Source organism: Actinoplanes utahensis (assembly GCF_016862455.1).
Taxonomy (GTDB): domain Bacteria; phylum Actinomycetota; class Actinomycetes; order Mycobacteriales; family Micromonosporaceae; genus Actinoplanes; species Actinoplanes utahensis.
This window is the reverse complement of record NZ_BOMZ01000033.1, coordinates 61,415-86,013: the sequence shown is the minus strand read 5'-3', so window position 1 is coordinate 86,013 and position 24,599 is coordinate 61,415. Positions and strand designations below refer to the sequence as shown.

25 protein-coding genes are annotated in these 24,599 nt (G+C 70.9%); 12 read left to right on the top strand and 13 right to left on the bottom strand.

Translation table 11 applies throughout. The features are described from left to right. The first annotated feature begins 21 nt into the window (after window positions 1–21). Genes Aut01nite_RS10610 through Aut01nite_RS10600 form a run of 3 tightly spaced genes read left to right on the top strand, consistent with a single transcriptional unit; the run spans window position 22 to window position 2,137 of the window. Complete coding sequence (locus tag Aut01nite_RS10610) at window positions 22–759, top strand: hypothetical protein (protein WP_152629133.1); 738 nt, start codon at window positions 22–24, stop codon at window positions 757–759. Between the two features lie 9 nt (window positions 760–768). Continuing rightward, window positions 769–1,590 (top strand): biotin--[acetyl-CoA-carboxylase] ligase, encoded by an 822-nt coding sequence (locus Aut01nite_RS10605; protein ID WP_043533405.1) that lies wholly within the window; start codon window positions 769–771, stop codon window positions 1,588–1,590. A 4-nt stretch (window positions 1,591–1,594) separates the two neighbouring features. Then, entirely contained in the window at window positions 1,595–2,137 is a 543-nt protein-coding gene (locus tag Aut01nite_RS10600; RefSeq protein ID WP_043533590.1) for a PH domain-containing protein, read from the top strand. Here Aut01nite_RS10600 and Aut01nite_RS10595 read toward each other — a convergent pair. Genes Aut01nite_RS10595 through Aut01nite_RS10585 form a run of 3 tightly spaced genes read right to left on the bottom strand, consistent with a single transcriptional unit; the run spans window position 2,100 to window position 3,990 of the window. After that, window positions 2,100–2,657: a GtrA family protein gene (locus Aut01nite_RS10595; RefSeq protein ID WP_043533406.1), complete on the bottom strand. Its 558-nt coding sequence runs from the start codon at window positions 2,655–2,657 to the stop codon at window positions 2,100–2,102. The two genes, Aut01nite_RS10600 and Aut01nite_RS10595, sit on opposite strands and share 38 nt — an antisense overlap. Window positions 2,658–2,666: 9 nt before the next feature. Then, window positions 2,667–3,173, bottom strand: a complete 507-nt coding sequence (locus Aut01nite_RS10590) for a GtrA family protein (RefSeq protein WP_236643196.1) — start codon at window positions 3,171–3,173, stop codon at window positions 2,667–2,669. 52 nt (window positions 3,174–3,225) lie between these two features. Then, entirely contained in the window at window positions 3,226–3,990 is a 765-nt protein-coding gene (locus Aut01nite_RS10585; protein ID WP_043533408.1) for a sigma-70 family RNA polymerase sigma factor, read from the bottom strand. Between the two features lie 312 nt (window positions 3,991–4,302). On the opposite strand from Aut01nite_RS10585, the gene Aut01nite_RS10580 reads away from it, so the two are divergent. Together Aut01nite_RS10580 and Aut01nite_RS10575 are read left to right on the top strand one after the other, a co-directional pair. Further along, window positions 4,303–6,108, top strand: a complete 1,806-nt coding sequence (locus Aut01nite_RS10580; RefSeq protein WP_043533409.1) for a phosphoenolpyruvate carboxykinase (GTP) — start codon at window positions 4,303–4,305, stop codon at window positions 6,106–6,108. Window positions 6,109–6,266: 158 nt separating this feature from the next. Next, on the top strand, window positions 6,267–7,037 hold the full coding sequence (locus tag Aut01nite_RS10575; protein WP_043533410.1) for an isoprenyl transferase: 771 nt from the start codon (window positions 6,267–6,269) through the stop codon (window positions 7,035–7,037). A 476-nt stretch (window positions 7,038–7,513) separates the two neighbouring features. Here Aut01nite_RS10575 and otsB read toward each other — a convergent pair whose 3' ends face one another. Continuing rightward, window positions 7,514–8,320 carry a trehalose-phosphatase gene (gene otsB / locus Aut01nite_RS10570; protein ID WP_052164618.1) on the bottom strand — a complete coding sequence of 269 codons (807 nt, stop codon included), beginning with the start codon at window positions 8,318–8,320 and terminating at the stop codon, window positions 7,514–7,516. A gap of 275 nt (window positions 8,321–8,595) precedes the next feature. Here otsB and phoH2 point away from each other — a divergent pair, with 275 nt between their 5' ends. The 4 genes from phoH2 (at window position 8,596) to Aut01nite_RS10550 (ending at window position 12,415) form a co-directional block, all read left to right on the top strand. After that, complete coding sequence (gene phoH2 / locus Aut01nite_RS10565; RefSeq protein WP_043533411.1) at window positions 8,596–10,008, top strand: RNA 5'-3' helicase PhoH2; 1,413 nt, start codon at window positions 8,596–8,598, stop codon at window positions 10,006–10,008. Window positions 10,009–10,206: 198 nt separating this feature from the next. Then, on the top strand, window positions 10,207–10,896 hold the full coding sequence (locus Aut01nite_RS10560) for an aggregation-promoting factor C-terminal-like domain-containing protein (protein ID WP_043533412.1): 690 nt from the start codon (window positions 10,207–10,209) through the stop codon (window positions 10,894–10,896). A gap of 86 nt (window positions 10,897–10,982) precedes the next feature. Next, window positions 10,983–11,744 carry a serine protease gene (locus tag Aut01nite_RS10555; RefSeq protein WP_236643197.1) on the top strand — a complete coding sequence of 254 codons (762 nt, stop codon included), beginning with the start codon at window positions 10,983–10,985 and terminating at the stop codon, window positions 11,742–11,744. 47 nt (window positions 11,745–11,791) lie between these two features. Continuing rightward, window positions 11,792–12,415, top strand: a complete 624-nt coding sequence (locus Aut01nite_RS10550) for a rhomboid family intramembrane serine protease (RefSeq protein WP_043533414.1) — start codon at window positions 11,792–11,794, stop codon at window positions 12,413–12,415. A 39-nt stretch (window positions 12,416–12,454) separates the two neighbouring features. On the opposite strand, the gene glpX is transcribed toward Aut01nite_RS10550, so the two are convergent. Further along, entirely contained in the window at window positions 12,455–13,492 is a 1,038-nt protein-coding gene (gene glpX / locus Aut01nite_RS10545) for a class II fructose-bisphosphatase (protein WP_043533415.1), read from the bottom strand. Between the two features lie 91 nt (window positions 13,493–13,583). Here glpX and Aut01nite_RS10540 point away from each other — a divergent pair, with 91 nt between their 5' ends. Continuing rightward, window positions 13,584–14,153 (top strand): DUF4245 domain-containing protein, encoded by a 570-nt coding sequence (locus tag Aut01nite_RS10540; protein WP_084000137.1) that lies wholly within the window; start codon window positions 13,584–13,586, stop codon window positions 14,151–14,153. A 4-nt stretch (window positions 14,154–14,157) separates the two neighbouring features. On the opposite strand, the gene Aut01nite_RS10535 is transcribed toward Aut01nite_RS10540, so the two are convergent. Genes Aut01nite_RS10535 through Aut01nite_RS10525 form a run of 3 tightly spaced genes read right to left on the bottom strand, consistent with a single transcriptional unit; the run spans window position 14,158 to window position 16,085 of the window. After that, window positions 14,158–14,361: an exodeoxyribonuclease VII small subunit gene (locus tag Aut01nite_RS10535; RefSeq protein WP_043533417.1), complete on the bottom strand. Its 204-nt coding sequence runs from the start codon at window positions 14,359–14,361 to the stop codon at window positions 14,158–14,160. Further along, window positions 14,361–15,572 (bottom strand): exodeoxyribonuclease VII large subunit, encoded by a 1,212-nt coding sequence (gene xseA, locus Aut01nite_RS10530; protein WP_043533418.1) that lies wholly within the window; start codon window positions 15,570–15,572, stop codon window positions 14,361–14,363. The genes Aut01nite_RS10535 and xseA overlap by 1 nt, the downstream gene beginning before the upstream one ends. A gap of 9 nt (window positions 15,573–15,581) precedes the next feature. Further along, window positions 15,582–16,085 carry a hypothetical protein gene (locus tag Aut01nite_RS10525; RefSeq protein WP_043533419.1) on the bottom strand — a complete coding sequence of 168 codons (504 nt, stop codon included), beginning with the start codon at window positions 16,083–16,085 and terminating at the stop codon, window positions 15,582–15,584. Between the two features lie 83 nt (window positions 16,086–16,168). Between Aut01nite_RS10525 and Aut01nite_RS10520 the strand changes: the two genes are divergently transcribed. After that, window positions 16,169–17,188, top strand: coding sequence for a 4-hydroxy-3-methylbut-2-enyl diphosphate reductase (locus Aut01nite_RS10520; RefSeq protein WP_052164648.1), 1,020 nt, complete (start codon window positions 16,169–16,171; stop codon window positions 17,186–17,188). Here Aut01nite_RS10520 and Aut01nite_RS10515 read toward each other — a convergent pair. Next, on the bottom strand, window positions 17,185–18,318 hold the full coding sequence (locus Aut01nite_RS10515) for a DNA recombination protein RmuC (RefSeq protein WP_043533593.1): 1,134 nt from the start codon (window positions 18,316–18,318) through the stop codon (window positions 17,185–17,187). The genes Aut01nite_RS10520 and Aut01nite_RS10515 overlap by 4 nt on opposite strands. A gap of 54 nt (window positions 18,319–18,372) precedes the next feature. Between Aut01nite_RS10515 and Aut01nite_RS10510 the strand changes: the two genes are divergently transcribed. After that, the gene (locus tag Aut01nite_RS10510) at window positions 18,373–19,074 is read left to right on the top strand and encodes a hypothetical protein (RefSeq protein ID WP_043533420.1); all 702 of its coding nucleotides are present in this window, start codon (window positions 18,373–18,375) and stop codon (window positions 19,072–19,074) included. 155 nt (window positions 19,075–19,229) lie between these two features. Here Aut01nite_RS10510 and Aut01nite_RS10505 read toward each other — a convergent pair whose 3' ends face one another. The 4 genes from Aut01nite_RS10505 to Aut01nite_RS10490 all read right to left on the bottom strand — a co-directional run bounded on the left by Aut01nite_RS10505 (window position 19,230) and on the right by Aut01nite_RS10490 (window position 24,542). Beyond that, a complete protein-coding gene (locus Aut01nite_RS10505; RefSeq protein WP_043533421.1) occupies window positions 19,230–19,787 on the bottom strand; it encodes a hypothetical protein in 558 nt (185 codons plus the stop codon). A 67-nt stretch (window positions 19,788–19,854) separates the two neighbouring features. After that, window positions 19,855–22,392, bottom strand: coding sequence for a valine--tRNA ligase (gene valS, locus Aut01nite_RS10500; protein WP_043533594.1), 2,538 nt, complete (start codon window positions 22,390–22,392; stop codon window positions 19,855–19,857). Window positions 22,393–22,436: 44 nt separating this feature from the next. Continuing rightward, a complete protein-coding gene (locus Aut01nite_RS10495; protein WP_043533422.1) occupies window positions 22,437–22,931 on the bottom strand; it encodes a methylated-DNA--[protein]-cysteine S-methyltransferase in 495 nt (164 codons plus the stop codon). A 123-nt stretch (window positions 22,932–23,054) separates the two neighbouring features. Beyond that, window positions 23,055–24,542 carry a DNA-3-methyladenine glycosylase 2 family protein gene (locus Aut01nite_RS10490; protein ID WP_043533423.1) on the bottom strand — a complete coding sequence of 496 codons (1,488 nt, stop codon included), beginning with the start codon at window positions 24,540–24,542 and terminating at the stop codon, window positions 23,055–23,057. Window positions 24,543–24,599: the final 57 nt, after the last annotated feature.

Here is a 24,599-nt window from a genome sequence, read left to right as displayed (position 1 = left end):
GCCCCATTCGTTACATCCGGCGTGACGAACTGGATGACCGCGGCTGGGCTCGCCTTCATCGCAGCCGGCCTCGCCACACTGATCAGCTTCCGCGCCGTGCTCTTCGGTGGCGGTGAGCGTCGGGCCCGCCGCCGGCGTCCGGAAGCCGCCGTGCCGCCCCGGCCCCCGGTGGACGGCGAGCCGGCGGCCGTCCGCCGCCGGCGGCTGGCGGAGGCTTTCAGCGGCCGCCCCGCCGCGGCGGATCCCGGCCCCAGCACGCTGGCGTCGATCGGCCTGGCCGACCACGAGGACGACGAGGAGCAGGCCATGGAGGCGGAACCCGCGCACGACGACTCCTGGCCGCCGCGGCGGCGCCGCCGCGACCCGGAACCGGACGGGCCGGCCTGGGCGCGCCGCGACGCCGAGGATCCGCTCGGGTACGCCGGGCGCTACCGCAGCCCGCACGACGACGACTGGGATCGCCCGCCCACCGGTGACTACTGGACCCCGGTGCCGGACGACCTCTTCTCCGCATCCGCCATCGGCGTGCTGCCACCGGTGCCCGACTACCAGCCGGCGACCGGCTTCGACCTGCCGCCGGTCCCCGCCGAACCGGCCCCGTCCGCGCCCGAGTGGCCGATGCGGGAACACCGGGTCCGGCTGCCGCGATCGTGGAGCGAGCGGGACAGCCGGCCCCGGCACAGTCTCACCGACGCCGACCGGCCGAGTCCCCGGCCCCGGCCGGCCACTCCGTACGTCAGCCGGCATTCGGCCCCGTAGTCTGCCCGGATGGGCTACACCGATCTGGACCGGCCGCCGCTGTCCGCGCGGGCACTGACCCGCGCGCTGATCGTGCCGGGCGGACTGTGGTCCCGGCTCGACGTGCGCGAGCAGACCGGCTCGACGAACGCCGACGCCGCCGCGGCCGCCGCGGGCGGTGAGCCGGAGGGCCTGGTCGTGGTGGCCGAGAGCCAGATCGCCGGGCGGGGCCGCCGGGATCGGCAGTGGGTCTCCCCGCCGCGGGCCGGGCTGACCGTGAGCGTGCTGCTGCGGCCGGGGCCCGGAGTGCCGCCCGCCGAGTTCGGCTGGCTCCCGCTGCTGGCCGGGGTGGCGCTGACCGAGGCGGTGACCCGGGTGGCCGGGGTGGAGTCGGCCCTGAAGTGGCCGAACGATCTGCTGGTCGGCGACCGCAAGTGCGCCGGCATCCTGGCCGAGGTGGCCGGGGACGCGGTCGTGGTGGGGATCGGGCTGAACGTCAGCACCCGGGCCGAGGAACTGCCCGAGACGACCGGGGTGCCGGCCACCTCGCTGCGGGTGGCCGGTGCGGAGAGCTTCGACCGGGATCCGCTGCTGCGCGGGCTGCTGCGGGGCATGGAGCGGTGGTACACCGGCTGGCGCGAGTCGGGCGGCGACGCCGAGATGTGCGGGCTGCTCGCCGCCTATCAGCGGCATTGCGCGACGGTCGGCCGCCGGGTACGGGTCCTGCTGCCGGGCGGCGACGAGCGGTCCGGCGAGGCGACCGGGGTGGACCGGGCCGGCCAGTTGGTGATCCGTACGGAGGAAGGTGCGGATTTCCGGGTCTCAGCGGGGGATGTCCTGCACGTACGCTGACGGCGTGTCATTCCCGGAGGAGCTGCTCGCCGACCAGGAGGAGATCGTCCTCCACCTGCGTGGCCACTGGAAGGCGGCGGTGGCCCCGTCGCTGGTGCTGATCCTGGCCGTGGCCGGTCTGACCATGGGTTGGGTGATGCTGCCGCCGAGCGAGGGCGGCCGGATCGGCCTGCTGATGGTCGTCGCGATCATGGTCTACTACGGATCGCGGTACGGCGTGCAACCGCTCCTGCGGTGGCGCTGCACCGAGTACGTGCTGACCACCGAGCGGCTCCTGATCCAGCGCGGCGTCCTCGTGCGGGAACGCCGCGACCTTCCGCTGAACCGGATCAACGATCACACCATGGCCCAGTCGCTGCTGGACCGGATGTTCGGCAGCGGGACCCTCACCATCGACTCGGTCGGTGACCAGAGCGCGGTGCTGGCCGGGGTGCCTGCCGCCCAGCTGGTGCAGAGCACCCTCTACGAGCTGATCGAGCTGGCCCCGGCCGACGACGAGGAGGAGCCGGTCAGCGAGGATCCAGCTCGGGCCGCAGGTCGAGGTTAGCGGCGCTGCCCGGCTCGTCGATCGCGCTGAGCTCGGCGAAACCGGCGGTCGCGTCCATGTCGGTGATGGCGCCCTCGTGCCCGTCGACCGGCGGCTTCAGGAAGACGAACGTGCGGTACGCCCAGAAGCGGAAGATCGTGCCGATCACGATGCCGATCGTGGTCATGCCGAGCAGCTTGAGCTTGTCGTCGTGCTCGGACAGGTGTAGGCCGTACTTGCCGAGGGCGGTCATGCCGGACTGGATGACCATGCCGATCAGGTTGAACCCGAAGAACATGGTGTACTCCCGGCGCAGCGCGGTCCGGGTGTGGTGCCGGTAGGTCCAGTAGCGGTTGGCCACGTACGCCAGCGTGGTCGTGATGACCGTCGCCAGAACACTCGCCTTCACCGGCCCGATTCCCATCGCCACGTAGGTGATGGCGAGGTAGAGCAGGGTGTTGCCGGCCCCGATGATGCCGAAGGCGACGGCTTCGGGGGCGAGCTGGCGGAGTCGTTCCGTCAGCATGCTGGCTGAGGGCATTGGGCAACCTTACGGGGACGGGGGCGATGACGCGGGGTCACTGCGGACGGCCGGGTCGGCGGTGACCCGGAAGACGAAGCGACGGTAGGACCAGAACCGGAACAGGGTACCCAGTACGGTTCCGACGCCGGACCCCGCGATGATGTCGGCGGGTTTGCTCTGCAGCACCGGCCAGATCTGGCCCAGCGCGTAGTGACTGATCGCGAGGCAGGCCAGGGCGATGCCCAGGCCGATCAGGTTCAGCACGAAGAACATCGTGTACTGCCGGGCCATGTTGCTGTGGCCGCCGTCACGCCAGGTCCAGAACCGGTTCCCCAGGAACGCGATGGTGGTGGCGACGGCGGTGGACACCGTCTTGGCCAGCAGCGTCTCCATGCCGGCGCGCAGCAGAACGGTGTAGAGCACCAGGTCCACGGTGAAGGCGACGCTGCCGACCGTGCCGAACTTGCCCAGCTCGCGAACGAGCCCCCGGAGACGGGTGCGCAGAACACTCTCCTGCGTGGCGGTCGGGGGCACGGGTTCGAGGGTACCGGCGCGAGTCACGCATCGCCGTCCTCGTTGCCGGGTCTTAACCGGGCGTCTCGACATGGTGACGCTGGCGATACGGACCGTGACGAAGGCCGTCGACTTCGCGGATCTCAGCCAGCCGGCCGCGGCACTCCGAGCACCAGGCGAGGTGGGTGCGCATCCGGTGCTCGTCGCGGGTGGCCAGGCGCCCGCGCACCTGCCCCCCGAGCCGCTCGCCGGCCCACCGGCACTCCGGGTGCTCGGCGACGGTCACGTGCTGCTGCAGGTAGAGGCTGCGCAGGCCCTCGCGGGCGCGGTGGGCCAGGACCGCCACCGCGTTCGGGGTCAGGCCCATCCGGGGCGCGAGCTCGGCCGGGGTGTTGCCCTCGACCTCGGTCTGCCACAGCACGTCGCGCCAGCGTTGCGGAAGCTGGCGGAAGGCGGCGGCGGCGAAACTGCGCTCGAGGCGGTCGAGAGCCGGGTCGGTGAAGGGCTCGCCCGCGTCGTACCGGGTCAGGTCGTCGGTGAACTCGAGCCGGCGGTCGCGCCGGGCCCGCTGATAGAAGAGGTGCCGCATGGTGGTGTGCAGATAGGCGCGGAACGCCACGAGTGGCCCGCGGCCGGCGCGGAGCGTCGCGAAGACCTTGGCGAACGTCTCGGCCACCAGGTCGTCGACGTCGGCGGGCGAGTGGACCAGGCCGAAGGCGAACTTACGGGCTGCCGTGTGGTGTCGCTCGTAGAGCGTCCCGTACGCGGCGGTGTCGCCGGCCCGGACCGCGGCCAGGAGGCCGGTGTCCGAGTCCGCGTCGTTGCCCGGGATCGTCATTCCGCCTCCTGTGGCCGGAACTGCGAAGAAAGCCCGATTACCCGGGAGTCTAAGGCGTTAAGTCCTTTTTGTGAAAGTTGCCATGAGTGGGGTGTGGCGCGGGCTCCAGAGGGGCGAGATGCGCGCTGGTGCACTTTGCGGCGAAGAATCGATCGTTTGCGCGCACGGCAGCCATAGATTGTGCGGTTGTCCACAAGTTCTGCCGATGAACTCGGCGTGGAATCGGGCTTAGGCTGACGTGACTCCCCATGACAAGGCCGGAAATCCCCGGCAGGTCAGTCATAGGTCAATGCCGACCGAAGGAGCTTCATCTTGTCTCTTCCCCCCACCTCGCACCCCCGCCTGCTGGCGTGGATCGACGAGGTCGCCGCTCTGACCACACCGGACCGCATCGTCTGGTGTGACGGTTCCGAGGCCGAGTGGACCCGTCTCACCGACGAGCTCGTCGAATCGGGCGCGCTGGTCCGGCTCGACGAGGAGAAGAAGCCGAACTCGTTCTGGGCGCGCACCGATCCGTCCGATGTGGCGCGGGTCGAGGAGCGCACGTTCATCTGCTCGGCCGACGAGGCCGACGCCGGTCCCACCAACAACTGGATGGCGCCGGCCGAGATGAAGCAGCTCATGACGGGGCTCTACCGGGGCGCCATGAAAGGCCGGACGATGTACGTCGTCCCGTTCTGCATGGGCCCGCTCGACGCGGCCGAGCCGATGTTCGGCGTCGAGATCACCGACAGCCCGTACGTCGTCGCCAGCATGCGCATCATGACCCGGATGGGGGCCGAGGTCCTGAAGACGATGGGTGACGACGCCGACTTCGTGCCGGCGCTGCACTCGATCGGCGCGCCTCTGGAGCCCGGGCAGGCCGACGTCGCCTGGCCGTGCAACGAGACCAAGTACATCTCGCACTTCCCGGAGACCCGGGAGATCTGGTCGTTCGGCTCCGGGTACGGCGGCAACTCGCTGCTCGGCAAGAAGTGCTTCGCGCTGCGCATCGCCAGTGTGGCCGCCCGCGACGAGGGCTGGCTCGCCGAGCACATGCTGATCATGAAGCTGACCTCGCCGGAGGGCGTGGTCCGCTACATCGCCGGCGCGTTCCCGTCCGCCTGCGGCAAGACCAACCTGGCCATGCTCGAGCCGACCCTGCCGGGCTGGAAGGTCGAGACCATCGGCGACGACATCGCCTGGATGCGGTTCGGCGAGGACGGCCGGCTCTGGGCCACCAACCCGGAGTTCGGGCTGTTCGGTGTCGCGCCCGGCACCGACTTCCACACCAACCCGAACGCCATGCGCACCCTGGCCAAGGGCAACTCGGTGTTCACCAACGTGGCGCTCACCGACGACGGGGACATCTGGTGGGAAGGCATGGGCGAGCCGCCCGCGCACCTCACCGACTGGAAGGGCAACGACTGGACGCCGTCGTCGGACGCGCCGTCGAGCCACCCGAACAGCCGTTTCTGCACCCCGATCGAGCAGTGCCCGATCCTCGCCGACGAGTACCACGACCCGCGCGGCGTGCCGATCGACGCGATCCTCTTCGGTGGCCGCCGCAAGACCACCATCCCGCTGGTCAGCGAGGCCCGCGACTGGGTGCACGGGGTCTACCTCGGCGCCACCCTCTCGTCGGAGACCACCGCGGCCGCGGTCGGCCAGGTCGGCGTGGTCCGCCGCGACCCGATGGCGATGCTGCCGTTCATCGGTTACCACGCCGGCGACTACTTCCAGCACTGGATCGACATGGCCAAGGGTGCGTCCGGCGACGCCTCCAAGCTGCCCAAGGTCTTCTACGTGAACTGGTTCCGCCGCGGTGACGACGGCCGGTTCCTGTGGCCCGGGTTCGGCGAGAACAGCCGGGTCCTCAAGTGGGTCGTCGAGCGCCTGGAGGGCAAGGCCGACGCGATCGAGACCCCGATCGGCCACGTGCCGACCCCGGAGGCGATCGACATCACCGGGCTGGACATCGACCCGGCCGACCTGGCCGCGGCGCTGCGGGTCGACCCCGCCGAGTGGCAGGCGGAGATCCCGCAGGTCACCGAGTGGTTCACCAAGTTCGGCGACAAGCTGCCCGCGGTCCTGTGGGCGGAACTGGACGCGCTGCGCGCCCGGCTCGCCGACGCCTGACACCCGGCTGGTCCCCGCCCGCGGCAACGGCGCCCCGGGCGGGACCGGCCGGTCGGCCGATACGCTCGATGGCACGATCGGGCGCATCCGGCACGCGGATGGTCCCATGACGGCGGTCCCGCTTGAGCCTCTGGCGCGGGTGGCTACGCTTTGGGGTGATGAGTCTGCGTTCTCTGGTCTACACCTTTTACGAACGGCGGCTGGCGGGGAAGCTGGCCGGCAAGCCCGTGCCCAAACACATCGGCGTGATGTGCGACGGCAACCGCCGGTGGGCCCGTGAGATGGGGTTCGTCGACCCGAACGACGGTCACCGCGTCGGTGCGACCCGGGTCAAGGAGCTGCTGGGCTGGTGCGACCAGGCCGGCATCGAGCACGTCACGCTCTACCTGCTGGCCACCGACAACCTGCGCCGCCCGGCCGCCGAACTGGATCCCCTCGTCAAGATCATCGAGGATCTGGCCACCGAGCTCGCCGAGGACGGCAATCCCTGGCGGCTGCGCATGGTCGGCGCGCTGGACATCCTGCCCGCCCCGACCGCCGCGACGCTGAAGGCCGCGCAGGAGAAGACCCGCGACCGTGGCGAGGGCGTCGAGGTCAACATGGCCGTCGGTTACGGCGGACGCCGCGAGATCACCGACGCGGTCCGCTCCCTGCTCTACGAGCACGCCGCGACCGGCGGCACCATCGAGGAACTCGCCGAGATCCTCGACGTGGAGCACATCGCCGAGCACCTCTACACCCGTGGCCAGCCCGACCCCGACCTGGTCATCCGCACCAGCGGCGAGCAGCGCCTCTCCGGCTTCCTGCTGTGGCAGTCCGCCCACTCGGAGTTCTACTTCCACGACGCCAACTGGCCGGACTTCCGCCGCATCGACTTCCTCCGCGCCCTGCGCTCCTACGCCCTCCGCCAACGCCGCTACGGCGCCTGACCCACCCCGAAACCCCAGCGTGCGGTTGCGGTCGCCCCTGCTCCCGCGACCTCGCGTGCACTTGCCAGTGGTGCCTGCTTCCGCAACCCCGCGTGCGGTTGCGGTGATCCCGAACGCCTGACTCCGCGCACTTCCCGACCCTTTTCCGGTACGGCGTGAGCAGCCCCGCCAGATCCAACCCGTCCCGTGGCCCCCGCGCGATGCCCGCAGGGGGCCCGGACCGCAGCGCGGCCACCGGGCTGAATCCGGCGGCCCGCGACGGACACGGTCGTTACGGCCGCAGCACGCCGCCCGGTCCGCGGGGGTCGTCCGGCTGGTTGTCGGTGCTGACCCTGCTGGTCAATTGCTTGCCCGCCGGCCGTCGATCTTGCGAGGTCGTGGTGAATCGGTTCGCCCGAAACTCACTAGATCTCGCGCGGGGGTCACGGGACGGCCGAAATCGGCGGGGGCGGCCAACGGCGTACCAGAAAGGGGGTTCAGAAGCGTTTGAGGTTTTCGGTGAGGAAGGCGGCGACCGCGTGCGGGGACTCCAGCGTGAGGTCCGCGGCGGAGGAGACCTCGGCGCCGGTCTCGGGGTTGGCGACGGCGACGGCCATACCGAAGAAGGCCGGGTCGACCGCCTCTCGGGCGCGCAGCGCGTCGAACGCCTTGATGTCGGACATGTCGTCACCGAAGTACCACGCGCAGCCGGCGTTGCGGACGCCCTCGGTGATGACCATGCCCTTGTCCTGGTCGACCGGGGGCTTCAGCTCGACGACCATGCGCCCGTTCTGAATCCGCAGGCCGAGACGCTCGGCCTGCTCGTGGGCCCAGCGCTCGACGGTCGCCGCGTGCTCCGGAGCGGTCCGGTAGTGCAGGGCGACGGAGAGCCGTTTGTATTCCACCAGGATCTCGGCGGGCAGCTCGGCGCGGGCGCGGTCGGACAGCTCGGCCATGGCCGGCACGAACTCCAGCGCGGCCGGCTCGGTGACCACCTCGCCGTCGTGCCAGACCTCGAGCCCGTAGAGCCCGAACAGGTCGACGTTGGCCAGGGTCTCGAAGCGGGACCGCAGGAAGCTGACCGGACGGGCGGAGACGATCGCCACCCGGGCGACGGCGCCGGCCAGCCGGTCGAGAACGTCGAGCACCTCGGGCACCGGCTGTGAGGCGTCCGGGTCGTCGGTGACGGGAGAGAGAACCCCGTCGAAATCGAAGAAGAACGTCGTCGCGGACGCACGGGAAACGGTGAACGCCCACGCCTCATCGGTGGTCAGCGGGTGTATCGGACGCGGAGTCTCGGCCACGCAAGTCAGATTACCCGCCGATGGTCGTCTTTTATGCCCGGCGAATTCGCGTGGGTCGAGCGTCACCCTTGGGTGCCCGATTTTGCGCACTACCGCGGGACGTAGTTGACCGCTAGCGTTTGAGTCATGGCACGGGGTCGTCCCGAGCCAGCCGGTCGGTCCGTACCTGCGATTACTGCGCCACGGGGACCGCATCCCGACCCCGTGCAGAGGGCCGGCGACCGGAGGTGGCGGACCGCGGGCGGACCGGGTTGCACGCCCGCTGGAGCAGGCCTGTGACATCTCGCCGTACCGATGCCGGGATCGACCAGAACCCGGCCGACAACGTGCCCAGCAGCCGTGCCACCACCGGGCGCCGCAAGCCCCGGGACCGGCACGCCGACGCCGAACCCGCCCCCGCCGGCCGGGTCTTCGTCCTGGACACCTCGGTCCTGCTGTCCGACCCGGCGGCGTTCCGCCGGTTCACCGACCACGAGGTGGTCGTGCCTCTCGTGGTCATCTCCGAGCTGGAGGGGAAACGTCACCACCCCGAACTGGGCTGGTTCGCCCGGCAGTCGCTGCGCATGCTGGACGAGTTGCGGATCAAGTTCGGCCGCCTGGATCAGCCGGTGCTCTGCAACGACGAGGGCGGCACCCTGCGGGTGGAGCTGAACCACGCCGACCAGAGCGTGCTCCCACAGGGGTTCCGCAACGACTCGAACGACACCCGCATCCTCTCCGTGGCGCTGGGGCTGGCCGCCGAGGGCCGTGAGGTCACGCTGGTCAGCAAGGACATGCCGTTGCGGGTGAAAGCCGCCTCGGTCGGCCTGACCGCCGACGAGTACCGGCACGGCCAGGCCAGCGACCCGACCTGGACCGGCATGGCCGACCTGGAGCTGGGCGAGGAGCAGGTGGCCGCCCTCTACGCCGGTGAGGAACTGGAGGCGGAGGCGGCCGAGAACCTGCCCTGCCACACCGGCCTGGTGATCCACTCGCCGCGCGGTTCGGCGCTGGCCCGGGTCAACCCCGACAAGAGCCTCCGATTGGTACGGGGGGACCGTGACGCCTTCGGGCTGCGCGGCCGTTCGGCCGAGCAGCGGGTGGCGCTGGACATCCTGCTCGACGAGCAGATCGGCATCGTGTCGCTGGGCGGCCGGGCCGGCACCGGCAAGTCGGCGCTGGCGCTCTGCGCGGGCCTGGAGGCGACGATGGAGCGCAACCGCCACAAGAAGGTGGTGGTGTTCCGCCCGCTCTACGCGGTCGGCGGTCAGGAGCTCGGCTATCTGCCGGGCAGCGAGTCGGAGAAGATGTCGCCCTGGGCGCAGGCGGTCTTCGACACCCTGGGCGCGGTCGTGCACGCCAACGTGGTCGAGGAGGTCCTGGCCCGAGGCATGCTCGAGGTGCTGCCGCTGACCCACATCCGGGGCCGGAGCCTGCACGACGCGTTCGTGATCGTCGACGAGGCGCAGTCGCTGGAACGCAACGTGCTGCTCACCGTGCTGTCCCGGATCGGGCAGAACTCGCGGGTCGTGCTCACCCACGACGTCGCGCAGCGGGACAACCTGCGGGTCGGCCGGCACGACGGTGTCACCGCGGTGATCGAGGCGTTGAAGGGTCACCCGATCTTCGCCCACGTAACCCTCACGCGGTCGGAGCGCTCGCCGATTGCTGAGGTCGTGACAGACCTTCTGGAGGAGATCCCGCTGTAGATCTTCTATAACGCCAGCGCGGTGATTTCGTGCCGAATTCACCCGGTAGGTAGCGTGACTAAAATCACATCACCGCGCTGGCATTTCACATCCACTTCACGTTGAGCCAAGGTGTTCGGCGAGCAACGCGCGGCGCGGTCCGCCCCTTCGGGGCCGGGAGCGCGCCGCTTTCTTGCCCCCCGACGAAGGGAATTCTTCGTGAAGCGGCTCTGGAGCCGGCTCGGTGTGCGTGTCCTGTCCGTCGGCCTTCTGGTGGCCGGCCTCGGCGGCGGCGTCTACCTCGGGCAGAACCGGGAAGTCCAGCCCCAGAACGTCTCGGCACAGGCTGTCATCGTCGCGGAGCAGGACGAGCTCCAGTTGCTGAAGACGCGCCACGCCGACCACGCCGCGGCGCGGGCCCACCGGGCCGTCGCCGAGGAGACCGCGGCCGTCGAGGCGGCCCGCGAGGCCAAGGCCGCCGCGTCCAAGGCGTGGACGCAGGAGAAGAAGGTCATCGAGGCCGAGCTGGCCGCGGCGAAGAAGAAGGCCGAGGAGGCCGGCGGCCCGGTGGAGTACACCGGCGAGATCCCGGCGTCCTGCAGCGAGTACAGCGGCGCCCGCAAGACCGGGTGCGCCCTGATGCTCCAGGCCGGCTTCGGGCTCGACCAGTTCCCGTGCCTGGACAAGCTGTGGAAGAAAGAGAGCGGCTGGAACTACAAGGCCGAGAACCCCAGCTCCGGGGCGTACGGGATCCCGCAGTCCCTGCCGGGCAGCAAGATGGCCTCGGCCGGTGACGACTGGAAGACCAACCCGGCCACGCAGATCAAGTGGGGCCTGGGTTACATCGAGGGCCGGTACGGCAGCCCGTGCGAGGCGTGGGGCCACTCGCAGAACGTCGGCTGGTACTGACGGCAAGCTTCCGGACGGGGCTGCGCGGCGTTCCGCGTGGCCCCGTTTTGCTGTGATCAAATGTCTGTATGGTCCGAAAAGCGGCTTTGTGCTTCTTCGTTCTGGTGCTGGCCGGCCCGGCCGGGGCACCCGCACAGGCCGACACCGGGCGACTGCCGGTACGTGAGGTCGTCGGCGGCAAACTCGCCGGCAACGGCAGGTTCCCGTGGGCCGTCCGGCTCTCCATGGGCTGCGGCGGCGCGCTGACCGCGCCCCGCGTCGTGCTCACCGCCGGCCACTGCGTCGGCCCGACCGGCCCCAACGACCGGATCACCGTGACCGCCGGCGCCACCGACCTGCGGTCCCGTTCGGCGGTCGCGGTCAAGTCGGTCGAGGTCTACCGCTCCCCGGACTTCGTCACCGAGACCGCCGGCGACGACTGGGCCGTGGTCCGGCTGGAACGCGAGCTCGCCCTGCCCACCCTGCCGATCACCGCCGAGGACGTCGACCAGGGCACCTTCACCGTGATGGGGTGGGGACAGACCCGGGAGGCGGCCGTACAGCAGGAACGCCGCCTGCACTACGCCGAGGTGCCCACCATCCCGGACGCCGAGTGCGCGGCGGCGTACCGCAAAGCCGGTGTGGAACTGGTCCAGGACGAGTCGATCTGCGCCGGCCGGCATGGGGTCGACACCTGCCAGGGCGACTCCGGCGGCCCGATGGTCGGCCGCGACAAGACCGGCCGCTGGGTGCAGGTCGGCATCGTGAGCTGGGGGCTCGGCTGCGCACGGGACGGGTTCTTCGGCGTCTACACGCAGATCGCCAAGTTCCGGGCGGAGATCCTGGAGGCCACCCGCCGCCTCTCCTGAGCGGTCTTCCGGTGGCCGGGTTCGCCGCGGCCTGCGACCATCGACGCATGGGGTACGAATGGGCGGCCGGGGCGCAGGCTGACGAGTCGGCGCGCTTCGGCACCGAGGCTTTCTACGCGGCTCTGGGCCGGGCGTTCGTGACGATGTGCGCCGTGGTCCCGGCCCTGTTCCTGATCGAGGTGATCGACGTCGCGCTCGGCGCCGGCACCCTCGACGTGGCCGGCGGGATCATCCCGCACGCCGTCGACGGCATCGACGGCATCCTGTTCAGCCCGTTCCTGCACGACGGCTGGGAGCACCTCTACGGCAACGCGGTGCCGCTCATCCTGCTCGGCACGTTCGTGCTGTCCGGCGGGGCCCGGCGGTTCATCTGGTCCACGCTGCTGATCATGGCGGTGGCCGGCATCGGCGTCTGGTTCATCGGCGACCCGCGGACCGTGGTGGTCGGCGCCAGCGGCGTGATCTTCGGCTATCTCGGTCTGGTGCTGGCCCGCGGCCTGGTGGAACGCAGCTGGTGGCACTTCGCGGTGGCCGGGTTCATCGGGCTGCTCTACTGGTACCAGCTGTTCAACGTGCTCCCCACCGACCAGCGGGTCTCCTGGCAGGGGCACCTGCTGGGCCTGGTCGGCGGCCTGGTCGCGGCGGTCGTCTTCCGCCGCCGCAAAGCCTGAGCCGGCGGTCCGGGCCGGGCCCGGACCGCCGGTCGTGCCTCAGATGACCGGGTCCCCGATCGGGACCGTCGGCAGGTGGCCGTCGAAGTCGACAGCCGAGTACAACGCCAGCTTCTCCAGGCGGTGGTACGAGTCGATGACCCGGATCGTGCCGCTCTTGGACCGCATCACGATCGACTGGGTGTGCGCGCCGCCGGACCGGTACCGCACGCCCTTGAGCAGGTCACCGCTGGTGACGCCGGTGGCGACGAAGAAGCAGTTGTCCCCGGTGACCAGGTCGTCGGTGGTGAGCACCCGGTCCAGGTCGTGACCGCCGGCGATCGCCTTCTCCCGCTCGGCGTCGTCGAGCGGCCACAGCTTCGCCTGGATCATGCCGCCGAGACACTTGAGGGCGCAGGCCGCCGTGATGCCCTCCGGGGTGCCGCCGATACCCATCAGCACGTCGACGTCGGACTCCAGCCGGGCCGCGGAGATGGCGCCGGCGATGTCACCGTCCGAGATGAACTTGATGGTGGCGCCGGCGTGCCGGACCTCCTCGACCAGCTTGCTGTGCCGGGGACGGTCCAGGATGCACACCGTCACGTCGGAGATGCTGGAACGCTTCGCCTTGGCGATGCGGCGCAGGTTCTCCTTGACGCCGGCGTCGATGTCGATGACGTCGGCGCAGTCCGGCCCGACCGCGATCTTGTCCATGTAGAACACGGCGCTCGGGTCGAACATGGCGCCGCGCTCGGCCACCGCCAGCACCGCGATCGAGCCGGGCATGCCCTTGCTCATCAGCGTGGTGCCGTCGATCGGGTCGACGGCGACGTCCACCTCGGGGCCGGTGCCGTCACCGACCCGCTCGCCGTTGAAGAGCATCGGCGCTTCATCCTTCTCACCCTCGCCGATGACGACGACGCCGCGCATCTGGATCGAGTTGATGAGTTTGCGCATGGCGTCGACGGCGGCGCCGTCACCGCCGTTCTTGTCACCGCGGCCGACCCACCGGCCGGCTGCCATCGCGGCGGCTTCGGTCACACGGACGAGGTCGAGGGCGATGTTGCGGTCGAGGTCCTGGGGGACTCGGGCGGGCACGGCGGCCTCCTCGCGTCGTTGCGGGGCTGTAAGTCCTCCGATCCTGGCACCTGAGGACGTGCCAAGTCTCGGTTCAGCGACATGGTTAACAATGGGACTCGTGGAACCAGCTACCCCTCAGTCCACCGCCCCGGCGGAGAAGCCCCGGCTCGCCGCCCGGGAGGAACGCCGCCCGCGCGACATGATCATGTCGCTGGCCGTGCTGCTGGTGCCGATCGCTCTGATCATGATCTTCTATCGCGTGGTGCTGGACGGCGACAAGCCGGTCACCGTGGACCCGTCCTCGGCGATCCAGCAGGCGTCGAAGGAGTTCACCGTGGCGCAGCCGGCCGGTCTGAGCGACGACTGGCACGTCTCGTCGGCGATCTTCCGCCGGGCCGACGGCGGCGCCACGCTCCGGCTCGGTTACGTCGATCCCGCCGACAAGCCGATCCTGCTCGTCCAGAGCACCACCGACGCCGCCGCCCTGGTCAAAGCGGAAGTGTCCGAGGCGCCCACCCGGACCGGCACCTTCCGCACCGACCGGCGCACCTGGATGGTGTACGACGGCCGGCCCGGCGAGACCGCGATGATCGCCACCGAGCGGTCGCACACCATCGTGATCCTCGGCCAGGACGGCGACACGAAGAACCTGGAACAGCTCGCCTCCTCGCTGTCCTAGCCCCTCACTCCTCGGAGCGGGCCGCGCGGGCCGTCTCGATGCGCTCGCGTGCGCCGTCCAGCCAGCGCCGGCACACGTCGGCCAGCTTCTCCCCGCGCTCCCAGAGGGCCAGCGACTCCTCCAGGGTGCCGCCGCCCTGCTCCAGCCGCTCCACCACGGAGGCCAGCTCGGTGCGGGCCTGCTCGTAGGTCAGGTTCTCGTCGGTCATCAACTCTCCATTACCGCTGCTCGCAGCTCGCCGTCGGCGAGCCGGATCCGAAGAAGGTCGCCCGTGGACACCTCGTCCGCGGCGCGGACCACATGCCCGTCGGGGCGTTGCACGATCGCGTAGCCACGATCCAGCGTCTTGGCCGGGGACAGCGCGCGCAGCCGGGCGAGAGTGTGCTCCAGCGCGTCGTCGGCACGGCGCAGCCGGTGCTCCAGGCTGCGGCCGGCCCGGTCCCGCAGAGCGGTCACCTCGGTGGCCCGCTGGTCGATCAGCACCTCCGGGCGGGCCAGCACCGGCCGGGACCGCCACGACTCGATCCGCTGCCGCTCCCGGTCGATCATGCCGATGACCGCCCGGTCCAGCCGCGCTTTCGCCTGGCTGATCAGCCGCTGCTCCTCGGCCAGGTCCGGCACGATCCGCTTGGCCGCGTCGGTCGGGGTGGAGGCACGCAGGTCGGCCACATAATCCAGCAGCGGCGCGTCGGTCTCGTGGCCGATCGCGCTGACCACCGGGGTGCGAGCGCCGAACACGGCCCGGCACAGCGCCTCGTCGGAGAACGGCAGCAGATCCTCCACACTGCCGCCACCCCGAGCGATCACGATGACGTCGACCGTGTCGTCGCCGTCCAGCACCTTCAGCGCCTCGATGATCTGCGGCACCGCGTTGGCGCCCTGCACCAGCACGTTGATCACCCGGAAGTCCACCGACGGCCAGCGGCGTCGTGCGTTCATCAGCACGTCGCGCTCGGCGGCGCTGGCCTTGCCGGTGATCAGGCCGACCCGGCGCGGCAGGAACGGCAGCCGCCGTTTGCGCTCGCGCGCGAACAGCCCCTCCGCGGCCAGCAGGCGCTTCAGTTTCTCCAGGCGGGCCAGCAACTCGCCGATGCCGACCTGGCGGATCTCGTCGGCGCGCAGGCTCAGCGTGCCGCGGGCCGGATAGAACTCCGGTTTCGCGTGCAGGGTGACCCGGGCGCCCTCGGACAGGTCGGGCGCGCCGGCGTGCAGCACGTCGTGGTGGGTGGTGACGGTCAGGCTCAGGTCGGCCGAGGGGTCGCGCAGGGTCAGGAAGACCACGCCCGAGCCGGGACGGCGGTTGATCTGGGCGACCTGCCCGTCCACCCAGACCCAGCCCAGCTTGTTGATCCAGGCCCCGATCTTCTGGCTGACGACACGGACCGGCCAGGGCTCTTCGGCGGTGCTCGGCTCGTTCACCCGGCCAGATTACGTAAGCCCACCGACATTTTCCCCCGCGCGATCCGGGGTGGCGGCCATCGAACGCACTTCCGCGTGACCGCCGTACCGGGAGAGGTCGATGGGGGTCCGCCGTTCCGGCAGGAACCGCTCGGCCTGCGCCAGGACCGCCGCCAGCAACAGGCCCGCACAACCCCAGAAGAGCAGGTCGGCGCCCAGGTGGAACCGGTCGACGCCGGCGCCGTCACCCCAGAACGGGAACGGGTAGCCCGCCTGGCCGGGCAGCGCGGTGAGCGCCGTCGCGGCGACCACCGTCCCGGCGGTGACCAGGAGACCGGCGCGGCTCGGGGCCAGCCGCTGCCGCAACAGCAGCAGCACGCCGCCGGCCACGATCATCAGGTGGAACACCAGGTACGTCCGGGTGAGCCCACCGTCCACCTCGACAGCGATGTCGAGCAGGCCGACGCCGAGAAGCGCCCAGCCGGTCATCACACGCAGCACGGCCGGGACAGACGGCCACAGATCCGCGCTCATGAAACGAGTATCACGGTCGTTCCGGGTGATCCGCGGCGAAACGGCTTTACGCTGCCTGACCTGCGGCGCCGGCTGTGGCGCTGATCGCAGAGAGGCGGGCGGCGGAGACCTGCACGTACCATGGCCGGGTGACTGAAGCTCGTAAACGGGTGTTGCTCGCCAAACCGCGTGGTTACTGCGCCGGTGTCGACCGCGCCGTGCAGACCGTCGAGGAGGCGCTGAAACTCTACGGCGCCCCGGTCTACGTGCGTAAGCAGATCGTGCACAACAAGCACGTGGTCAGCACGCTGGAGGCCCGCGGCGCGATCTTCGTGGAGGAGAACTACGAGGTTCCCGAGGGTTCGACGGTCGTCTTCTCCGCCCACGGCGTCGCGCCCGAGGTGCACGAGCAGGCCCGCGAGCGCAACCTGAAGGCGATCGACGCCACCTGCCCCCTGGTGACCAAGGTGCACCACGAGGCCAAGCGCTTCGCCGCCGAGGATTACGACATCCTGCTGATCGGTCACGAGGGCCACGAGGAGGTCATCGGCACCGCCGGTGAGGCTCCCCGGCACATCCAGCTCGTCGACGGCCCCGACGACGTCGACAACGTCGTGGTCCGCGACCCGGCCAAGGTCGTCTGGCTCTCCCAGACCACCCTGTCGGTCGACGAGACCATGGAGACCGTCGCCCGGCTCAAGACCCGGCTGCCGCTGCTGCAGTCGCCGCCCAGCGACGACATCTGCTACGCCACGTCCAACCGCCAGCACGTGATCAAGGAGATCGCGCCGGAGTGCGACGTGGTGATCGTGGTCGGTTCCACCAACTCGTCCAACTCGGTGCGCCTGGTCGAGGTGGCCCTCGGCGCCGGCGCCCGGGCCGGGCACCTGGTCGACTACGCCTCCGAGATCCAGGACGCGTGGCTGGAGGGCGCCACCACGGTCGGCGTCTCGTCCGGCGCCAGCGTCCCCGAGGACCTGGTCATGGAGGTGCTCGCCCACCTCGCCGAGCGCGGCTTCGGCGAGGTCACCGAGTTCACCACCGCCGAGGAGCGGCTCACCTTCTCCCTGCCGCAGGAGCTGCGCAGGGACATGAAAGCCGCCGCCGCGGCGAAGGCGAGCTAACTGAACTCCGGGGCTTGCGGCTGACGAGGAGCGATCTCCACCTGTACGGGTGGGAGCAGCTCCTCGTCGGACACCCCCATCTCGGCCAGCTTGCGGGCACTGACCAGCACCCGTGACTCCAGCGACCCGACCGCCCGGTTGTACGCCGTGACCGCCCCCGACAGCGATGTCCCCAGCTTGTCCACATGGTCGCCGAGCGTGGACAACCGCGCGTACAACTCCCGGGCCAGCCCGTGCACCGCCGCCGCGTTACGGGTCAGCGCCTCCTGCCGCCACGAGTAGGCGACCGTCCGCAGCATCGCGATGAGCGTCGCCGGGGTGGCGAGCACGATGTTGCGGCGGAACGCGTGCTCCATCAGCGCCGGATCCCGCTGCAACGCCGCGTCCAGGAACGGGTCGGCCGGCACGAACAGCACCACGAAATCCGGCGTCGACTCGAACGCCGACCAGTACTTCTTCGCCGACAGCGCGTCCACGTGCATCCGCAGATGACGGGCGTGCTGGTCCAGGTGGCCGTCGCGGGTGTGCTCGTCGCGGGCCTCCATCGCCGACAGATAGCCCTCCAGCGGCGCTTTCGCATCCACCACGACGGTGCGGCCGCCGTACAACCGGACCACCAGGTCGGGCCGCACCCCCTGCTCGTCGGTCGCCGCCGTCACCTGCTCGGCGAAGTCGCAGTGCTCCAGCAGCCCGGCCGCCTCCACGATGCGCCGCAACTGATGCTCACCCCACCGGCCCCGCACCTGCGGCGCCCGCAACGCCGCCACCAGCTGCCGGGTCTCGGTGCGCAACTCGCCGGAGACCGCCCCCATCGACCGCACCTGCTCCCGCAGCTCGGCGTAGGCGTCCACCCGGTCGTGCTCCAGCTGGGCCACCCGCTGCTCGTAGCGGAGCAGCGTGTCGTGCAGCGGCGCCACCGCCCGCGCCACCGCCTCCTGCGACTGGGCGGTCGCCTCATAGGACAGCGCCCGCAACGACTGCTCGAGGCGCTGCTCGCCGTCGCGGGCGGCCTCCAGCGTCGCCTCCAGACGGGCGATGTCGGTGGCCGCGCGGGCCCGGGCGGCCAGCCATCCGGCGGCGGCGCCGGCGGCGAGACAGGCGAGGACCACGGCCAGTGTCGAGAACGTCACCATCGCAGATTGCCAGAAGGGTGAGACATGACCGGCGGGGGTACCGTGGGAAACATGAGAGGCGTGTTGCTCATCCTGGTCATCGTCGTGGTGATCGGCCTGATCGTCGCGGTCACCCAGCGCGGCGCGGAGACGCGCCGGCAGACCCGGCTCGACGACGCCCGCGCCGACGCCCAGCGGTGGTATGAGCGACTCGGCGGCCAGGTGATGAACCTGAGCTCCGACGACCCGGCGGCGCGCCAGGCACTCGCCGACGCCGGCGAACGGTACAACGCGGCCGGCGGCCAGTTGCAGATGGCCAACTCGGTCCGGCAGTTCGAGCTGGCCCGCGAGTCCGCGCTGGAAGGACTCACCTATGTGCGGGCCGCCCGCCTCGCGATGGGCCTCGACGAGGGGCCCGCCCTGCCGCCGCTGGGCGCCGCGCACAACACCGGGCGGCTCACCCGCGAGCGTGAGGTGACCGTGCAGGGCCACTCCTACAAGGCGGGGCCGCGGCCGGCCGCCGACACGCCCTACTACTACCCGGGCGGCCGGGTGGAGGGACGCCCCGTCCCGGCGGGGTGGTATTCGACGCCGGTGTGGCGGACGGCGCTCGGCGCGGGCGCGGGTGTGCTCGGCGGCATGCTGATCTTCGACGCCCTGTTCTCGCCGGAGTTCGGTGACTTCACCGGCACCGAGTTCGCGGGCGGCGATCCCACCGTCGGCGACAGCGGCACCGACTTCAGCGGCGGCGATTTCGGCGGCGGCGACTTCTGACAGACCTGCCGACTGCGGCGTGTGACGGGCCTGCTCGCTGCGGCGTGTGACGGGCCTAGTGGCTGCGGCCTCGACCGGTGATCGACGGGCCTTCGAGCGTGTGCAGCTCGGCCGTGTATTTCGCCCGAACCCCACACAGAAAGCGGGCCTGACCGTCAGTTCTGCTCGGTGGCGGCGGCGTGCCGGTGCCGGTCGATCTCGCGCATCAGCGCGCGCGGGCTCGGCCAGATCTGGGTCAGGTCGGCGATGAAAGCCGGCCCCCGCGGCGTGTCCGCCATGGCCGGGCCGCCGGAGTCGCCCTCCTGCACCGGATGGACGCTGTCCAGGTCACCCGGAACCACCTCGAGAACCGTCCGCAGCCCGTCCCGGCGTACCAGCACGGTCACGATGTCCGACCAGTCCAGCAGGATCGGATCGGAATCCTGGCTGGCCAGCTCCAGCCCACCGGACGACACCCGCACCCAGGTCGGCAGGGCGGCCCGCGCCGACAACGCATAGGCCCCGGCCACCCCCGCCCCGACCAGCGCCGCCTGCGCGGCGATCACCCACCACGGGTCACCGGAACCCCCGGCGACCCAGCCGATCAGCGGCGACACCGCCAGATAGGCGACCATCAGCACGGCGAACACCGTGACGAAGGTCCGCGCCGGAGACGACCGGAACAGCACCGCATCGCGGGCCGGAGCCCGAACCTGCTCAGGGGCGATCGACATGCCTCCTATGGTGGACCACCGGTGGCCCGCTGACCGGCGAATCCGCCGGTCAGCGGGCGTTCCGCGATCAGAAGGCGCAGGCGATCACCAGCTCCGGAGTGCGGTCGCGGAGCAGGTCGAGCTTCCCGATCCGGGCGGCCGCCCGGAAATCACCGTCGATCAGCTCCAGCCGGTCCAGCATCCCGGCCGGGCCCAGCGCCTCCGCCAGCGGCACCTCGGTCCGCATCGACAGTTTCCGGTCCGACTTGGCCCGGCGGACCTGCCGCAGCGCCTCTCCGGCCAGATCCAGCAGCGACGGATCACTCTCCGGCGCGACCCGGGTCGACTCGTACCGGGTCGGCCAGGTCGCGCGGTGCACCGAACCGTACCGCCACCAGGACCAGATCTCCTCGGCGACGAACGGCAGGAACGGCGCGAACAACCGCAACAGCACCGACAGGCCGGTGGCCAGCGCGGCCCGAGCCGAGTCGGCGCCCGGACCGGACCCGTACGCCCGATCCTTGACCAGCTCGATGTAGTCGTCGCAGAACGTCCAGAAGAACGTCTCCACCGCCTGCAGCGCATCGGTGTGCTGGTAGTCCTCGAACGCCGCGGTCGCCGCGACCACGACCTCGGCCAGACGGCCCAGCATCGCCCGGTCCAGCGGCTCGGTCACCGGCTGCCGCAGCGCCTCGGCCGCACCCAACCCCAGCGCGAACCTCGACGCGTTCAGCAGCTTCGTCGCCAGGCGCCGCCCGACCTTCAACTGAGCCGGCTCGAAGGCCAGATCCGCGCCGGGACGGCCGAGCGCCGCCCAGTAGCGAACCGCGTCCGACCCGTACTGCTCCAGCAGTTGAAGCGGGGTCTCGACCGCGTTGTCCTTCGACTTCGAGATCTTCTTGTGGTCGGGATCCAGGATCCACCCGGACAGGACCGCACGCTGCCACGGCAGACCACCGCCGAGCTGACCGGCCCGCAGCACCGACGAGAACAACCAGGTCCGGATGATCTCCTGACCCTGCGGGCGCAGATCCATCGGATACGTCCGGGCGTGCAGATCCGCGTCGGTACTCCAGCCGGTGACGATCTGCGGGGTCAGCGACGACGTGGCCCAGGTGTCCATGATGTCCGGATCGGCGGTGAAGCCGCCCGGGACGTCCCGCTGCTCCTCGGTGAAACCCGGAGGACAGTCCGACGACGGGTCGATCGGCAGCGCCGCATCGTCCGGAACCAGCAACCGGTCGTAGTCCGGGTTGCCGGCCGCGTCGACGCCGTACCACACCGGGATCGCGACACCGAAGAACCGCTGCCGGCTGATCAGCCAGTCACCGGTCAGACCACCGACCCAGTGGTCGTAACGATGCCGCATGCTCTCCGGCGTCCACCGCAGCTCCCGGCCCTTCGCCAGCAACTGCGCACGCAGCTCCGGATCACGGCCGCCGTTACGGATGAACCACTGACGGCTCGTGACGATCTCCAGCGGCCGGTCACCCTTCTCGTAGAACTTGACCGGATGCTTCACCGGCCGCGGCTCCCCGACCAGATCACCGGACTCCCGCAGGATCCGGACCATCTCGGCACGGGCCGCGTTGACGGTCAGGCCGGCCAGGCCCTGATAGGCGGCGACCGGGACACCCGGCGGGGCGTCCGGAAGGAACCGGCCGTCCCGGCCCAGAACCACCCGGGTGTCCAGGTGCAGATCCCGCCACCAGGTGACATCGGTCAGGTCACCGAACGTGCAGACCATCGCGATCCCCGTACCCTTGCCGGGGTTGGCCTGCGGGTGCGCCAGAACCGGCACCTCGACATCGAAGAACGGCGTCCGGACCGAGGTCAGGCCCGCGAACCGGTCATCGTCGGGATGACGGACCAGCGCGACACACGCCGGCAACAGCTCCGGCCGCGTCGTGTCGATCTCCACCGGCCCGTCCGGGCCGTGGAAACGCAACGTGTGGTACGCCCCCGCCCGCTCCCGATCCTCCAGCTCAGCCTGCGCGACAGCGGTCCGGAACCCGACGTCCCACAACGTCGGCGCCTCCGCCGTGTACGCCTGCCCCGCCGCCAGATTCGCCAGGAACGCCCGCTGCGAGACCGCCCGCGCCGTCTCCCCGATCGTCGTGTACGTCAAACCCCAGTCGACGGACAGCCCCAGCCGCCGCCACAACGCCTCGAACTGCTTCTCGTCCTCGACGGTCAGCCGCCCGCACAACTCGACGAAATTCCGCCGCGAGATCGACTCCGGCTCCTTCGGCGGAGTGGCCGGCGGCTCCCACGACGGGTCGTACGGCAACGACGGGTCACAGCGGACCCCGAACACGTTCTGAACCCGCCGCTCCGTCGGCAGCCCGTTGTCGTCGAACCCCATCGGATAGAAGACGGCCTTGCCGCGCATCCGCTGAAACCGCGCGACCATGTCGGTGTGCGTGTACGAGAAGACGTGCCCGATGTGCAACGAGCCCGATACGGTCGGCGGCGGTGTGTCGATCGCATACACGTCGGCCCGCTCCTTCGAACGGTCGAACGTGTACGTGCCCTCCTCCTGCCAGCGCGGCGCCCACTTCCCCTCGAGCCCGTCCAGAGACGGCCGCTCGGGGAGACCGAGACGCCCGGTTCCCGTATCAGTCATACCGGTCAGCGTAGGACCGGCCGGGACGTGCTGCCACGCCATTATCAGCTCACGGACTCGTGCTTCAGCAGCCACTCCTTGACATGCAGGCCCCATCGGTAGCCACCGAGCGAGCCGTCCGTACGCAGAACGCGGTGACACGGAGTGAACAACGCCACCGGATTGCGCGCGCACGCCGAAGCCGCCCCACGGATCGCCGCCGGACGCCCGGAGAGCTCGGCGAAACCGGTGTACGTCACCGGGGCGCCCGGCTTGATCCCGCGCATCACCCGCCACGCCTGCGCCATGAACGCGCCCGCCGTGTGCTGCTCCACCCCGACCGCGTCGATCGCGGTCAGATCCCCGCCCAGGTACGCCACCACGGCGGCGCCCACCTCCCCGGGATCACCCGGCCCCACCGGCTCCCGCAGAGCCGGATGCACCAGCGTCATCAGCTCCGCCACATCGGTGGTGAAACCCGCCGCCCGCACCGTGCCGGTCCTGCTGACGACAACCGTGAACGGGCCGATCGGGGTGTCCAGAGTCGAATGCACCAACATCGTTCATCTCCTTGTCAGGGGGCGCCAGCGTCGCCCGGCCGGGCCGGCCGCCGGAATCGGCCTGTGGACAAGTCGCCACTGTGGACGACGCCGGGCGGCGGCCGGGCGGCGAGTAACTTCGGGTCAAGCGGCGCGCCACAGGCGGATCAGCGCGTAGGAACGCCACGGACGCCAGCGTTCGCCATGGGCGGCCAGGGCTTTCGCCGAGCCCGGCAGACCCAGATTCGCGGCGCCGCGGCGGGCGGCCAGATCGGTGGACAGGAGGACGTCGGGGTCGCCGATGGCGCGCATGGCGACATAGCCGGCGGTCCAGGCGCCGATGCCGGGAAGGTCGGTGAGGCGGGCGGTGGTCTCGGCGCGGTCGGCGCCGGGATCCAGGTCCAGCTTGCCGTCGGCGACGGCCTCGGCGAGAGCGCGGACGGTGGCGCGGCGTGCGGCGGGCATGCCGAAAGCGGTGTCCGGCAGGGCGGCGATGACATCGGCTGGGGGGAAGCCGGTGAGGTCGGGGGGTGCCGTCGAAGTGGTGGCCGGCGCGGTGGTGACGGTTTGGGGGATGGGGGTGGGTTCCCCCGAAGACGCACCGGCAGCCGCTCGCAGCATCCGTACCAGCGTCGTCCGCGCCCCCGCCACACTCACCTGCTGCCCGACCACCGCCCGCACCGCCATCTCGAACCCGTCCGCCGCCCGCGGCACCCGCACTCCCGGCTCCGCCTCCACCGCCGCCGCCAGCGCCGGATCCCCCGCCAGCAGCCCGTCGACCGCCACCGGATCGGCATCGAGATCGAACAGCCGCCGGCACCGCGCCACCGCCGGCGCCAGATCGCGCACATCGTTCAGCCGCAACGTCGCATGAACCCAGCGGTCGCCCGGCTGGAGCGTGACGGTTGCGGTCCCGTTCGGGAGATTCAATCCCCGGCGGTACGTGTGACCGTCCACTTCGTCCACGCCCGGCAGGGTCCGCGCCCCGAAGAATTCGAGCAGCGATTCCGCGTGCAGCGGCGGCCGATACGCGAGCCGCAGGTTGACCGCGCCGGGCTCGCCCCGTGTCACCGGCCGCCGTTCCCGCAGCTGGCTGGGCGACCGCGCGTACACCTCGAGCATCGTGTCGTTGAACTGCCGGATGCTGCCGAACCCGGCCGCGAACGCGATCTCGGCCAGCCCCAGATCCGTGGTCTCCACCAGGATCCGGGCGGTCTGTGCCCGCTGTGCCCGGGCGAGCGCCAGCGGCCCGGCCCCGAGTTCGGCGGTGAGGATCCGGTTGAGGTGCCGTTCGGTGTACCCGAGCCGCGCCGCGAGTCCGGGCACCCCTTCCCGGTCGACGATTCCGTCCCCGATCAGCCGCATGGCTCGCCCGACGGTGTCGGCGCGCGTGTCCCACTCGGGTGAGCCGGGGGCCGCGTCGGGCCGGCACCTGCGGCAGGCCCGGAAGCCGCCGCGCTGCGCGGCCGCCGCGCTCACGTAGAACGTGACGTTCTGCCGTTTCGGCGTGATCGCCGGGCAGGACGGCCGGCAGTAGATCCCGGTGGTGCGCACGGCCGTGTAGAAGCATCCGTCGAACCGCGGGTCCCGGCTGTCGACGGCCCGGTAGCAGTGCTCGAAGTCCAGCTCCATGCCGTCGAGTCTGCTCCGCCGGCCATCGCACGGCTGGCGGGTTTCGGACACGACCGT